General features: G+C 66.7%; 11 protein-coding genes. 2 read left to right on the top strand and 9 right to left on the bottom strand.

Features of this window, described 5'->3' with window-relative positions; translation table 11 throughout:
* Positions 1-123: 123 nt before the first annotated feature.
* Positions 124-858: a hypothetical protein gene (locus tag EOD43_RS05120; protein ID WP_127741706.1), complete on the top strand. Its 735-nt coding sequence runs from the start codon at positions 124-126 to the stop codon at positions 856-858.
* Here EOD43_RS05120 and EOD43_RS05115 read toward each other — a convergent pair.
* Positions 833-2089 carry an aminotransferase class V-fold PLP-dependent enzyme gene (locus tag EOD43_RS05115; RefSeq protein WP_127741704.1) on the bottom strand — a complete coding sequence of 419 codons (1257 nt, stop codon included), beginning with the start codon at positions 2087-2089 and terminating at the stop codon, positions 833-835. The genes EOD43_RS05120 and EOD43_RS05115 overlap by 26 nt on opposite strands.
* 95 nt (positions 2090-2184) lie before the next feature.
* Between EOD43_RS05115 and EOD43_RS05110 the strand changes: the two genes are divergently transcribed.
* Complete coding sequence (locus EOD43_RS05110) at positions 2185-4344, top strand: prolyl oligopeptidase family serine peptidase (protein WP_127741702.1); 2160 nt, start codon at positions 2185-2187, stop codon at positions 4342-4344.
* Positions 4345-4450: 106 nt separating this feature from the next.
* On the opposite strand, the gene EOD43_RS05105 is transcribed toward EOD43_RS05110, so the two are convergent.
* From EOD43_RS05105 to kdpF, 8 genes are all read right to left on the bottom strand, one after another.
* Positions 4451-5323: a Coq4 family protein gene (locus EOD43_RS05105; protein WP_127741700.1), complete on the bottom strand. Its 873-nt coding sequence runs from the start codon at positions 5321-5323 to the stop codon at positions 4451-4453.
* A 59-nt stretch (positions 5324-5382) separates the two neighbouring features.
* A complete protein-coding gene (locus tag EOD43_RS05100) occupies positions 5383-5694 on the bottom strand; it encodes a hypothetical protein (RefSeq protein ID WP_127741698.1) in 312 nt (103 codons plus the stop codon).
* Positions 5695-5788: 94 nt separating this feature from the next.
* A complete protein-coding gene (locus tag EOD43_RS05095) occupies positions 5789-6478 on the bottom strand; it encodes a response regulator (protein ID WP_127741696.1) in 690 nt (229 codons plus the stop codon).
* Positions 6475-9132: a sensor histidine kinase gene (locus EOD43_RS05090; protein ID WP_127741694.1), complete on the bottom strand. Its 2658-nt coding sequence runs from the start codon at positions 9130-9132 to the stop codon at positions 6475-6477. The genes EOD43_RS05095 and EOD43_RS05090 overlap by 4 nt, the downstream gene beginning before the upstream one ends.
* Positions 9129-9713: a potassium-transporting ATPase subunit KdpC gene (gene kdpC, locus EOD43_RS05085; RefSeq protein WP_127741692.1), complete on the bottom strand. Its 585-nt coding sequence runs from the start codon at positions 9711-9713 to the stop codon at positions 9129-9131. The genes EOD43_RS05090 and kdpC overlap by 4 nt, the downstream gene beginning before the upstream one ends.
* 12 nt (positions 9714-9725) lie before the next feature.
* Positions 9726-11750, bottom strand: coding sequence for a potassium-transporting ATPase subunit KdpB (gene kdpB / locus EOD43_RS05080; RefSeq protein ID WP_127741690.1), 2025 nt, complete (start codon positions 11748-11750; stop codon positions 9726-9728).
* A gap of 13 nt (positions 11751-11763) precedes the next feature.
* On the bottom strand, positions 11764-13467 hold the full coding sequence (gene kdpA / locus EOD43_RS05075; RefSeq protein ID WP_127741688.1) for a potassium-transporting ATPase subunit KdpA: 1704 nt from the start codon (positions 13465-13467) through the stop codon (positions 11764-11766).
* Between the two features lie 13 nt (positions 13468-13480).
* A complete protein-coding gene (gene kdpF / locus EOD43_RS05070; RefSeq protein ID WP_127741686.1) occupies positions 13481-13570 on the bottom strand; it encodes a K(+)-transporting ATPase subunit F in 90 nt (29 codons plus the stop codon).
* Between the last annotated feature and the right edge of the window lie 277 nt (positions 13571-13847).

The following is a 13847-nucleotide window of genomic DNA, read 5'->3' as shown; positions in this document are numbered from 1 at the left end:
GGAAAGCCGCCTGTGGCTGTCAACCGATGCGCGTTCGTCTTTTCCCGCCGACTGTTTGTCGAACGCCGATGGCGCGGGCGTGCCCGCCCGGCCCATCGGATTTCCCACAACAGGAGAAGCACAATGAGAATCCGCCCCCTCGGTGTCGCAACTGTCGCCATCGGCCTGGCCAGCGGCGTCGCCGCCTTCGCCGCCACGACCTCCACCCTGCCCCCGATCCGTCCGGTCCCGATCGCGCCGAGCGCCCCGACCCCGCCGGCCCCGCCCGAAGCCCCGGCCGCAGTGATCCCGCCCGTTCCGCCGGTGCCCCCCGTTCATGTCCCCCATGTCCACGTCACGCATGTCCATGAGCATCTGAGCGCGGCGGATCGCGCCGAGATCGAACGCGAGGTCGCGCAGGCGCGGATCGAAGCCGAACAGGCCCGCCGCGAGGCCGCGATCGAACGCCGCGAGGCGATGCGCGAAGCCCATCAGGCGCGCGCCGAGGCGCAGCGCGCCCGGGCCGAGGCCATGCGCGAGGCGGGACAGGCGCGGGCCGAAGCCATGCGCGAAGCCGCCGAAGCCCGCCGCGAGGCGATGGAGGCGACCCGCGACGTGCCCCAGATCGTCGTCGCCTCCCTCGATCGCGCGCGCGCCAACATGGCGGCCGATTGCGCGCGCCGCGGCGTGGTGATGCCCAAAAGCGCCGATTTCGGCACGCTCGCCACCTGTGGCGAGAACCAGGCCGAGATCGTCCGCGCCTCGCTCACCCGCGCCCGCCGCGCGCTATCGTCGGCTTATGGCCTGAGCGACGCCGAACGCGCCAACGCGTTGCAGGGTATCGACCGCGCCCTCAGCGAGGTCGATCACCGGCGCTAACCCGCCCGATCAAATCCACCACCGCCTGCATCTCGTCCGCATCGTTATAAAGGTGCGGCGAGAAGCGGACGAGCGGCTGCCCGTCCGCCAGCGCCTGCGCTGTCGCGACCTTGCCGTCGCGCCACAGCCGGGCGCGCAGCGCCCCAACATCCTGCCCCGGAAAGGCGAAGGTCAGCACCGGCCCCGACAACGCCGGATGGTCACTGCCGACGAACTTCGCGCCCGGCGCCTTCGCCAGCAGATCGCGCATCCGCGTCGCGCCCTGCCGCACGCCCGCTTCGATCGCGGCCTCGCCGATCCCGTCGAGCAGGTCGAGCGTGCGGTCGATCGCGATCAGCTTGGGGTCGTCGCGCTGGCCCAGCACCTCGTAACGCTCGGCCGTTTCCATGTCGCGCGGGCCGTTGAGCCAGTAGCCGTGGCTGATCATCACCGGGTTGAGCCGGTCCTGCCCGTCGCGCCGGACATAGAGGATCCCGCTTTCGAGCGGCCCCATCATCCATTTGTGCGTGCTGGTCGCATAGCTGTCGACGCCCAGCGCCATGAGGTCGATCGGCATCCAGCCGAAGGTCTGCGCGCCATCGACATGCAGCCACACGCCCTTCGCCCGCGCCACCTGCGCGATCGCGGCGACCGGATAGACGAGGCCGGTCACGTTGGTCATGTGCGACAGGAAGATCGCGCGGGTGCGCGGCGTGATCGCGACGGCGAAGGCATCGGCCACCATCTGCGGATCGCGCGCCGTGGCCGGGGTCGGCAGCACCTTGATCACCAGCCCCTCGCGCTTCGCGCGCAGCTTCCAACTGTCGAGGGTCGACTGGTGGTTATGCTCGGTGACGATGATCTCGTCGCCGGGCTTGAGGTCCAGCCCCAGCACCGCGACCGTATTCGCCTCGCTGGCGTTGCGCAGCAGCGCAATCTCCGCGCCCGTAACTCCCAGCCGCTTCGCCAGCCGCGCGCGCAGGGCATCGGCCGCGACCGGATATTTCTCGCGATATTCGCGCGACGGATTGGTCTGGAAGGCGCGGGTCTCGGCCTCCTGCACCTCCACGACCGCGCGGAAGGCCGGCCCGATATTCGCCGCGTTGAAATAGCGTACGCCCGGATCGAGCAGCAGCTTTTCGCGAAACGCGGACCGGGGCGTCGCCGCCACCGCGATCGCCGGCGCGGCGAGCGACGCCACGACACCGGATTGGAGAAGCGCGCGGCGGGAAAGCGGGGCTGTTTCGTTCATTTCCGCACAATGCCGCAATGCAGCATTATCGCAAGCCATTGCCCGCCCCACCGATCGCTGTCAGCCTGCGATCAACAGGATCAGGGAGTGGGGACATGACGCAGATCGATCGGCGGACGGCGTTGATGGCGGGCAGCGCGGCGCTGGGGCTGTCGCTGGGCGGGCGATTGATCGCGGCAACTGCCGCCGCCAAGCCGATGACCGCGCGGGTCGTGCCCGTCGTCGACGATTATTGGGGCACCAAGGTCACCGACAATTATCGCTGGATGGAAGATCCCAAGGATCCCGACTGGACGCCCTTCCTCAAGTCGCAGAACGAGGCGACCCGCCACGTCCTCGATTCCATCCCCGGCCGCAAGCCGCTGGCCGATCGCATCTCGGCCCTGTCGGGCGATGCCGCCGCCACCCGCCGCGTCGCGCCCGCCGGCGACTGGCTATTCTACGAACAGCGCCCGGTCGGCGCCGACAATTTCAAGCTGTTCCTGAAGGGGAAGGACGGCGCGGTCCGCACCCTGATCGATCCCACCGTGATGAAGATCGGCGACGCGCACGTCTCGCTCGACTGGTGGGAACCGAGCTTCGACGGCAAGCATATCGCCTATGGCCTGTCCCCCGCCGGTTCCGAAGCATCGGTGCTGCATGTGATGGAGGTAGCGACCGGCAATGTCCTGCCCGAACGGATCGAAAAGACCGACTGGGGCGTCACCGGCTGGCTGCCCGACGGCAGCGGCTTCTTCTACACCGCCTTCACCGGCGAACGCGGCACCCCGCAATATTATCTGAACAGCGAATGCCGGCTCCACCGGCTCGGCACGGATGCGAAAGCCGACCGGGTCATGGTCAAGCGCGGGCTGAACCCCGACATTCCGCTCGAAGAGGTTCAGGTCGGCTTCGTCGCCACCAACGAAGGCTCCTCAACGCTGCTGATCGCCGTGATGGATGTCCGCACCGAAAAGGCGATCTGGACTGCCGATCTCGCTGACTTCGTCGCGGGCAAGGCGGCGGTGCGTAAAGTCGCCGGCTTCGACGATCTCGTCACCGAAACCGCTATGAACGGCGACGATCTCTACCTGCTTTCGGTGAAGGGCACGTCGCGCGGGCGCGTGCTGCTGACGTCGTCCAAGGCGCCCGATCTGGCCAAGGCGCGCGAGGTCGTGCCCGAAGGCAACACCGTGATCGAGGGGCTGGATGCCGCGCGGGACGGCGTGTTCGTAACGATCATGGATGGCGGCGTGAACCGGCTGTCGAAATTGTCGGGCGGCAAGGTCACGCCTATCGCCCTCCCCTTCGAAGGCGCGGTCGGCAACGTATTCGCCAGCTCGACCCGCGACGGCGCCCTGCTGCTGCTCCAGGGCTGGCTCAACCCCAGCGGGATCTGGTCGGTCGATGCCGCAGGCAAAGTCACCGATACCGGCATCACCCCCAAGCCCCCGATCGACACGAGCCCCTACGAGGCGAAGCGCGGCTTCGCGACAGCGAAGGACGGGGTGAAGATCCCCTACACGCTCATCTACCGAAAGGGGATGAAGCCGACCGGCGCGAATCCGGTCTTCGCAACCGGATATGGCGCCTACCAATATTCATTCTCGCCCCGCTTCTCGGCCGCATTGCTGCCCTTCCTTGATGCGGGCGGGGTCTATTGCGGGGCGAACGTCCGCGGTGGCGGCGAATATGGGCGCGACTGGCACAAGGCGGGGCAGAAGGAGACCAAGGCGAACACCTGGCGCGATCTGATCGCAGTGTGCGAAACGCTGATCGCCGACAAGGTGACGAGCCCCAAGCATCTGACGATCAGCGGCACGTCGGCGGGCGGCATCACCGTCGGCCGCGCGCTGACCGAGCGGCCGGAGCTATTCGCCGGCGCGATCTCCGATGTCGGATGGACCAACCCGATCCGCTACGTCGCCGAACAGAATGTGTCCGACATCGACGAATGGGGCCCGATGGTCGACGCGAAAAGCTTCCGGATCATGTACGACATGGACGCTTATCAGGCGATCAAGCCGGGCACGCTTTATCCCGCCGTCCTGTGCGTCACGGGCGCCACCGATCCGCGCGTCGCGCCGTGGCATGTCGCCAAGTTCGCCGCGCGGCTGCAGGCGGCGACGTCGAGCAAGAATCCGGTGCTGTTGCGCGTCGATTTCGACGCGGGCCACGGCGTCGGATCGACCCGCACGCAGCGCGATGCCCTGGCCGCGGACATGTACAGCTTCGCGCTGTGGCGTGCCGGCGTGAAGGGCTTCCAGCCGGCGTAAACGCGTCGCTCCAGCGAAGGCTGGAGCCTATTGCTCTCACCCCAGAGGGCACCGATTGTCGGTAGAGAAATAGGCCCCAGCCTTCGCTGGGGCGACGTGCCTCAAATCACTCCGCCGCCAGCGCCATCATCTCGGGGTCTTCGCGGAAGATCGAGGCTTCGCGGAAGCATTCGATCTCTTCGGCCTCGGGCATGCCGAAGTGGACGCGCGCTTCGGCCGGGGTCAGGTGGAACACCTCTTCCCAGCGGAAGAACCAGAAGGGCGGCGATTCCCGGCCGACGCGGATGCCCTGTTCCAGCAGCCGCATCGCCATCGGCCATGTCTCCGGATAATGGAGCAGCGAGCGGGAGATCATGCGCAGGCCCGCGAACATCGTGTACGCGCCCAGCCGCGATGCGAGCGCGGGGCTCAGATGCGTCGCCTCGTTCACCGTGCGGCCGAAGATCACCGGGATTTCGCCCAGCGAGTTGAACTGACCGCCGGTGATGATGTGTTCGAAATCGTGCGTCTGGCGGCTGCGCACCCGCCAATAATCATAGGCGTTCGACGGATCGAAATTGTTCAGATCGAGGCCGAGCTGGATGTCGAAGCCGCGTTCCTTGATCTGCTTCGAAATGATGCCGCCGACGGTGCCGGGCGCATATTTATGGAAATCGTCATTGGTGTAGGTGGAGATGAAGCCTTCCTTCAGCCAGGCGTCGAACGCCGGGTTGATCTTGCGTTCCTCCTCCATCAGCGCCGCCGTCTCGTGCGCGGGGTTCACCTGCGCCATCGCGGTCGAAAGGCCCAGCGTATGATCGGCCTCCACCGGGAAATCGGGGCCGTTCTTGCGCAGCAGCCATGTCGCGATGATGTCGCGGATCTGCGGGCTGTTGAGGTAGCGCGAGCTGCTGATCAACAGGCTGCTGTCGGTCGTCTCACGCTTGACGCCCGCGCCCAGATAGGAATCGAGGATCTTGCGGTCGGCTTCGGCCTTCATGGGGACTCTCCATCTCTTATCGGGAGATCATACCACCATAAGAAGGCCGCTGGAACGCATTATAGCGCCGGATCTGCTGATCGGGACGCCAGATCGGACGGCTGCTGATCGAGATTGGGGATGTTCGCCCAGCGGCTCGATAGCGGCACGCGATCGAAGATGTGGATGCCCATGATCAGCAGCATCGCCCCCGCGCTGAGCGCCAGGAAGCCGATCGCCGCCAGCACATATTCCTCGATACCGGGATGGAGCGGCCCCAGCTTTTCGAGCGCCTCGGCGCGGCCGAGCGCGAACACGCCCGCCGTCACCAGCGCCGCGCCGCCGAGCCTGAGCCCCATATCGCGGATGACCCTGTTGGAACCGATCGACATCGTGCACTCCACCGTTGCACTGGTCGATCTATGCCCCCGTCCATAGGCTTTCGAGCCGGGCGGACGCGCCGCCCCATAGTGATTGCGTAGTGATTCAATGATCGACGATCAGGCGGTATCCAACCCCCAGTTCGTTGACTATCAGGCTGGGCCGCGCGGGATCGACCTCCAGCTTCTGGCGCAGGTTGCGCACCACGATGCGCAGATAATCGATCCGCCGATCATATTCGCGCGGCCATGCCGCCTCCAGCGCGCGCTGGTGCGTGACGACGCGGCCGGGGCTGGCGGCCAGAATGCGCAGCACCTCATATTCCTTGCGGGTCAGGTGGATCTCCTCCTCCCCGCGCATGATCCGGCGATCGGCCAGGTCGATCACCAGATCGCCCGCGCGCACCACCGGCTCGGCGCCCTCCGCCTGCAACCGGTGGCGCAGCGAGACGCGCAGACGCGCCAGCACCTCTTCGCTGTCGAAGGGTTTGGTCACATAATCGTCGGCGCCCAGATCGAGCGCGGCGACCTTGTGGTCGGTCGAATCGCGCGCGGACAGGACCAGGATCGGCGCAGGCGACGCCTTCTTGAGCAATTGCACGATCTCCAGCCCGTCGCGATCGGGCAGGCCGAGATCGAGCAACACCGCATCGGGCCGATGTTCGGCCGCAAGCGCCAGCGCCTCCTTCGCGCTGGTCGCCTCGATCGCGTCATAGCCGCCGCGCGCCAATGTGCTTTGCAGCAGGCGCCGGATGTGAAGATCGTCGTCGACGATGAGGACACGCTGGCCGCTCATAGATCCGCTTCCTTTACGAGCAGCCTTTCGGGGAAGCGCAGGCTGAACCGTGCGCCCGTCACCCCGTCGCTGCGATTTCCGGCCTCGACCGCGATCCCCATCGCTTCAGCGAAGCCCTTGACGATCGCGAGGCCGAGGCCCGTTCCCCCCACCGACCGATCCGATCCTTCGAGCCGCCGGAACGTCTCGAACACTTCCTTCTCGCGCCCCGACGGCAGGCCCGGCCCCTCGTCCATCACGGACAGCGTCAGCGCGTCATAGCTGCGTTCGGCCCGGATCGTGATCGGCGTGCCGGGGTCGCCATAGCGGCCGGCATTGTCGAGAAGGTTGAGCAGGCAGTGGTGGAACAGTTGCGGATCGACGCTGACCAAAGGCAGGCTGGGCAGCACGTCGAGTTCGATCGCCCGCCCTTCCAGCGCGCGGCGCGCATCGTGGACTGCGCCGCCGACCGCGTCGGTCAGGTCGACGGGCTCCAGATTCAGCCGCAGCGCCCCCGCCTCGACCCGCGCCATATCGAGCAGGTTCGCGACGAAGCGGTTGAGCCGCTGCGCCTCGCTCTCGATCGTGTCGAGCAGCGGATCGCCCATCCGGCGGCGCAGTTCGGCCGCCGCCGCCAGCACCGACGTCAGCGGCGTGCGCAGATCGTGGCTGACCGACGACAGCAAAGCCGCGCGCAGCCGATCGCGCTCGCGCACCGCATCGACATCGCGCATCTCGACCTCGAGCCTCAGTCGCTCGAGCGCCAGCGACGTCTGGTCGAGCAGGCTTCCCAGCAGCGCCAGTTGGTCCGATCGCACCGGATCGCGCCCGTCGTCGCGCGCAACGCCCAGCACCGCCAGCACCCGATCGCCCGCCTTCAACGGCTGGAACTGCCAGTCCGACGCAGTAAGCGTGCCCGTGCCCCGCCCTGCCGGTTGCCCCGTATCCCACACCCATTGGGCGGCGGCGATCTCCATCGTCTCGAGCGGCGGATCGGCAAGGCTCGCGGCCATCACCGACAGGCCGGCCGCGCCTTGCTCAAGGATCACGACCTTCACCCCGAGCAGCCCGGCAATCTCGGTGCACGCCGCCCGCGCCACCTCCCGCGCATCGCCGAGCGCGGTGAGTTGGCGCAAATAGCTGGCGAGCGCGGCGTTGGTCCGCGCGCTCCCCGCTGCCAGATCGGCCTGCGCGCGCACCCGCGACGTCAGCTGGCTGGTGACGAAGGCGACCCCCAGCAGCACGATGATCGAGATGATGTTCTCAGGGTTGCTGACCGTCAGCGTCCCCGTCGGCGGCAGGAAGAAGAAGTTGTAGGCCAGGCTGGATGCGAGGCCCGCGAACAGGCCGGTGCGCAGTCCAAACGTGCTCGCCGCCGCCATCACCGGCAGCAGGTAGAGCAAGGCGACGTTGCCCAGATCGAGGATATGGAACAGGCCGGATCCGATCGCGGTGACTCCCGCAACCATCGCCGCGCTCCAGCCATAGCCGGCGCGCGTGCCCCAATCGCCGCTGCTCCGCCGCCGGCGCGTCGGCGCTGTCGCTTCGGCCGCGGTGGCGAGGACGTGGACGGCGATGCCCGGTGTCTCGCGCACCAGCCGGTCGACGATCGATCCGTGGCGCAGTTCGAACCAGCGCGACCGTTGCGACTTGCCCACCACGATCTGCGTCGCGCGCGCATCGATCGCATAGCTTTTCAGCCCGTCGATCACCGACGCCGCCGGCACCGTCGCCACCACCGCACCCAGATTGGACGCGAGCGCCAGCGCATCGGCGACGCGCTTCATGTCCGCCTCGCCCAGCCCCTGCGTGCGCGGAGTTTCGATATGGATCGCGGTCCACGGCGCCTTGGCGGCGTCGGCAAGCCGCTTGGCCGCGCGGACCAGTTCGATCGACGACGGCAATTCGCTCACCGCCACCAATATCCGCTCGCTCCCGGCCCAGGTGCCGCCGACCGCATGTTCGCGCAGATGATCGAGCATCTGCGCATCGACCGCCTGCGCCGCGCGCCGCAACGCCAGTTCGCGCAGTGCCGACAGGTTGGTCTTGGAGAAGAAGTGCGACAGCGCGCGCGTCGCCTCCTGCGGCAGATAGACCTTCCCGTCCTTGAGCCGTTCGATCAGCTCGTCAGGGGGAATGTCGACCACCTCGATCTCGGCCGCCTCCAGCACGCGATCGGGCACGGTTTCGCGCACGCGGACGCGCGTGAAGGATGCGACGACGTCGTTGAGGCTTTCGACATGCTGGATGTTGATCGTCGAATAGACGTCGATCCCGGCCTCCAGCAGTTCCTCGACATCCTGATAGCGTTTGGGGTGGCGGCTGCCGGGCGCATTGGTGTGCGCCAGTTCGTCGACGAGAGCGAGGTCGGGACGCCGTTCGAGCAGCGCGTCCAGATCCATCTCGGTCAGGACATGGTTCGAATGGTCGATCTGGCGGCGCGGCAGGATTTCCAGCCCGCGCGTCAGCGCCTCGGTCTCCACGCGGCCATGCGTTTCCACCACGCCGACAACGACGTCGACGCCGGCGCGTTTCCGCGCGGCGCCTTCGGAGAGCATCTCGTACGTCTTCCCGACGCCGGGAGCGGCGCCGAGGAAGATCTTCAGGCGCCCCCGGCCTTCCTGCGCGGCTGCGCGCAGAAAGGCTTCGGGGGCTGGTCGGTCACGATCGGTCAAGGCGCTCCGATCTTATCAAGCGCGCGGTTAAGGGCGAACACGTTGACCCGTTCTTCGCCGAGGAAGCCGAGGATCGGCGTTTCGACGTGGTTCTTGACGAGAGCCTGGACCTTTGCCGCCGGAATGCCGCGCACGCGCGCCACCCGGTCGACCTGATAAAAAGCCGCCTCGGGGCTGATGTCAGGATCGAGTCCCGAGGCGGAGGCTGTCACGAGATCGGGAGGAACTTGGCGACCCTGTGACGTAGCTTGAAGCTTCGCCACGTCACCCTTGACCCGATCATGCAGTACCTGACTTGCCGGCCCCAGATTGGAGCCAGAAGATGCCAGTCCATTATAGCCGTCACCCGCCGCCGAAGGGCGGGTCTGGAAATAGCGTTCGGAGGTGAAAGCCTGCCCCGCCACGCTCGAGCCGATGACCTTGCCGGCGCTGTCGCGCACCAGACTGCCATTGGCTTGGCTGGGGAAGATCGCCTGTCCGATGCCGGTCATGGCCAACGGATAGAGGATTCCGAGCAGGATCGCGAACAGGATCGTCATGACGATCGCAGGCCGCAGCGAAGTTGAGATATCATTGCCCATGAGAGTGGTTCCTCAGGCGAGACCGATGCCGTTGACGGCAAGGTCGATGATCTTGATGCCCACGAACGGGGCGATGAGGCCGCCCAGACCGTAGATGGCGAGGTTGCGCGCGAGCAGCGGACCGGCGGCCATCGGCCGATAGGTCACGCCCTTGAGCGCGAGGGGGACGAGCAGCGGGATGATCAGCGCGTTGAAGATGATCGCGCTCAGGATCGCGCTTTCGGGCGTCGCCAGGCCCATCACGTTGAGGACGCCGAGGCCCGGATAGAGCGCGACGAACATCGCCGGGATGATCGCGAAATATTTGGCGACATCGTTGGCGACCGAGAAGGTCGTCAGCGCACCGCGCGTCATCAGCAGCTGCTTGCCGAGGCCAACGACCTCGATCAGCTTGGTCGGATCGCTGTCGAGATCGACCATGTTGCCGGCTTCGCGCGCCGCCTGCGTGCCCGTGTTCATCGCGACGCCGACATCGGCCTGCGCGAGCGCGGGGGCGTCGTTGGTGCCGTCGCCGCACATCGCGACCAGGCGCCCGCCCTCCTGCTCCTTGCGGATCAGCGCGAGCTTGTCCTCGGGCGTCGCCTGCGCGAGGAAATCGTCGACGCCCGCTTCGGCGGCGATCGCGGCGGCGGTCAGCGGGTTGTCGCCGGTGATCATCACCGTGCGAATGCCCATCTGACGCAGTTCGCCGAAGCGTTCGCGGATGCCCGCCTTCACCACGTCCTTCAGGAAGATCGCGCCCAGCAGCTTGCCGTCCTGCGCCACCGCGAGCGGGGTGCCACCGGCACGCGCAATCTCATCGGTGATGCGGCGCAGTTCGGTCGCAGCGGCGGTGCCGCCGAGACCCGGATTGGCCCGAAGGATCGAATCGACCGCACCCTTCTGGATCAGCGTCTGGCCGATCTGCACGCCCGAAATACGGGTCTGCGCGGTGAAGGGAATGATCTCCGCCCCTGCGGGCAGGGTCGCCGTGGTCACGCGAAACTTCTCGCGAGCGAGCAGGACGATCGAGCGGCCTTCGGGCGTTTCGTCGGCCAGGCTGGCGAGCAGCGCGGCATTGGCGAGATCCTCAGGCGAGGTGCCACCAACGGTGCGGAATTCCGATGCCTGACGGTCGCCGATCGTGATCGTGCCGGTCTTGTCGAGCAGCAGCACGTCGACGTCGCCGGCGGCCTCGACCGCACGGCCCGACTTGGCGAGCACGTTGAAGCGGACGAGACGGTCCATGCCGGCAATGCCGATCGCGGACAGAAGCGCGGCGATCGTGGTCGGGATCAGGGTGATCAGCAGCGCCGCGAGGATCGCGACCGGGATCGCCCCGCCCGCATAGCTCGCAAAGCCGGGGATCGTGCCGACGGCGATCAGGAAGATGATCGTCAGACCGACGAGCAGGATCGTCAGCGCGATCTCGTTCGGGGTCTTCTGCCGCTCGGCGCCTTCGACGAGCGCGATCATGCGATCGAGGAAGCCCTGGCCCGGATCGACGGTGACGCGCACCTTGATCTGGTCGGAAATGACCCGGGTGCCCGCGGTGACGGCCGAACGGTCGCCACCGGCTTCGCGGATCACCGGTGCGGATTCACCGGTGATGGCCGCTTCATTGACCGACGCCACGCCCTCGATCACTTCGCCGTCGGCGGGGATCAGGTCATTGGTTTCGACCAGGACGACGTCGCCGGCGCGCAGGGCGCTTGCGGGCACATCCTCGGTCTTGCCGTTCTTCAGCCGCTTGGCGGTCAGTTCGGCCTTGGTGGCGCGCAGCGAGGCCGCCTGCGCCTTGCCCCGGCCTTCGGCCAGAGCTTCGGCGAAGGTGCCGAACAGGACGGTGAGCCACAGCCAGATCGCCAGCTGGGCCTTGAAGCCCGTCGACAGATTGTCGCTGCCGATGACGAGAAGAACCGTCATCAACAAGGCGATGCAGGCGGTGACGAACATCACCGGGTTACGGACAAGCTCTTTGGGATTGAGCTTGCGGAAGGCGTCGCCGATCGCGGGTGCGATCAGCTCGGCCGTGAACATGGACTTGGTCGCGCTCATTGTCTGGCGCCCCTTAGAAGAGTTGACCGCGGATCATCGCGAGATGATCGGCAACGGGCCCGAGCGCGAGGCTCGGCAGGAAGGTGAGGCCACCCACGATCAGGACGATGCCGACGAGCAGGCCGACCCACAGACCACCGGTCGTCGGGAACGAACCCGCGCTTTCCGGCGTGTACTTCTTGGCCGCGAGGCTGCCGGCAATCGCCAGCATCGGAACGATCACGAAGTAACGGCCCAGCCACATCGCGATGCCCAGCGTCGCGTTGTAGAAAGGCGTGCCCGCAGTCAGGCCGGCGAAAGCCGAACCATTGTTGCCGGTGGCCGAGGTGAAGCCGTACAGGATCTCCGAGAAGCCATGCGGCCCCTTGTTCAGCGGTCCGGCAAGGCCGACGTCGAGCACGGCGGCGATCGCGGTGAAGCCCAGGATACACAGCGGCAGGATCGTGATCGCGAGCACGGCGAGCTTCACCTCGCGCGCTTCGATCTTCTTGCCGACATATTCCGGGGTACGGCCGACCATCAGGCCCGCGACGAACACGGCCAGGATCGCGAACAGCAGGAAGCCGTAGATGCCCGCGCCAACGCCGCCGATGACGACTTCGCCCAGCTGGATGTTGAACAGCGGGATCATGCCGCCCAGCGCGGTGAAGCTGTCATGCATCGCGTTGACCGCGCCGCACGAAGCCGCCGTCGTGACGACCGAGAACAGCGCCGAAGCCACGATGCCGAAGCGGACCTCCTTGCCCTCCATATTGCCGCCGGCAACGCCGAGGTTCTGGAGCACGGGGTTGCCGGCCGCTTCCTGCCAGTAGGTGACGGTCACGCCCGCGACGAACAGCACGATCATCGCGGCCAGGATCGCCCAGCCCTGACGGGTGTTGCCGACGGCCTTGCCGAAGCACCAGGTGAGACCGAAGCCGATCACGAAGATCGACAGCATCTGGACCAGGTTGGTCACGGCCGTCGGATTTTCGAACGGATGCGCCGAATTGGCGTTGAAGAAGCCGCCTCCATTGGTGCCGAGCATCTTGATCGCTTCCTGGCTGGCCACGGGGCCGAGCGCCAGCGTCTGCTTCACGCCTTCCAGCGTGTTGACGTCGATCGCGGCGGCCAGCGTCTGCGGAACGCCCGCAGCGATCAGATAGACGCCATAGACGACGCAGATCGGCAGCAGCAGATACAGGGTGATGCGGGTGACGTCGGCCCAGAAATTGCCGATGCCGTTGGCTTCACGCCGCGCGAAACCGCGGAACAGCGCGAAGGCGAGCGCAATGCCCGTCGCCGCCGACAGGAAGTTGTGCAGCGTCAGGCCCAGCATCTGGCTGAGGTTCGACATCGCCGCCTCGCCCGAATACCACTGCCAGTTGGTATTGGTGGTAAAGCTGATCGCGGTGTTGAACGCGCCATCGGCGCCGATCGCGCCATAGCCCAGGCCGTTGAGCGGCAGCAGGCCCTGGATGCGCAGCACCACATAGGTGAAGACGAGGCCGACGAAGTTGAAGATCAGCATGTGGACCGCGTAACGGCGCCACCCCTGTTCCTCGTTCGGATCGATGCCGGCAATCTTGTAGAAGCCGTTTTCGATCGGGCCGAAAACGGTGTGCAGCGGCGTGCGGCGCCCTTCATAGAGCGCAAACAGCCATGCGCCGACCGGCTTGGTCAGCGCGACGAGGATGCCGATGAAGGCGATGATCAGGATCCAGCCCTGAACGGTCATTGGTCCGCTCCCTTCAGAAGCGTTCGGGGCGGACGAGAACCGCCACCAGATACAGAAGAAGGCCGATCGCGGTGATGGCCGCGAGCCACAGATCGAGGGTCATTGACGTTCCCCTCAGGCTTTGTCGCACAGGCGGGCATAAGCGAGCGTGACGCCCAGCAGCCCGACCAGCAGCGCGATCCAGGGCAGATCTTGCATAGTGAAACCTCCGGACGCACGGCCGCGAAGGGTTCGCGGGCCCCCGTGGCGTCGAAGGCAGCCGATTAGGCGCGGAGCGCGTTACTTATCGAGGCCGAGCGAGGACCAGCCGCATAGTATTTGCGTATGTTTTTGGAGGTGGCGCTTGCCACAAATACGCCGTCACCCCGGGCTTGACCCGG

Origin of the sequence: Sphingomonas crocodyli (assembly GCF_004005865.1) — a bacterium.
Taxonomy (GTDB): domain Bacteria; phylum Pseudomonadota; class Alphaproteobacteria; order Sphingomonadales; family Sphingomonadaceae; genus Rhizorhabdus; species Rhizorhabdus crocodyli.
The sequence above is the reverse complement of the archived record's forward strand: the minus strand, read 5'-3'. Positions and strand labels throughout refer to the sequence as shown.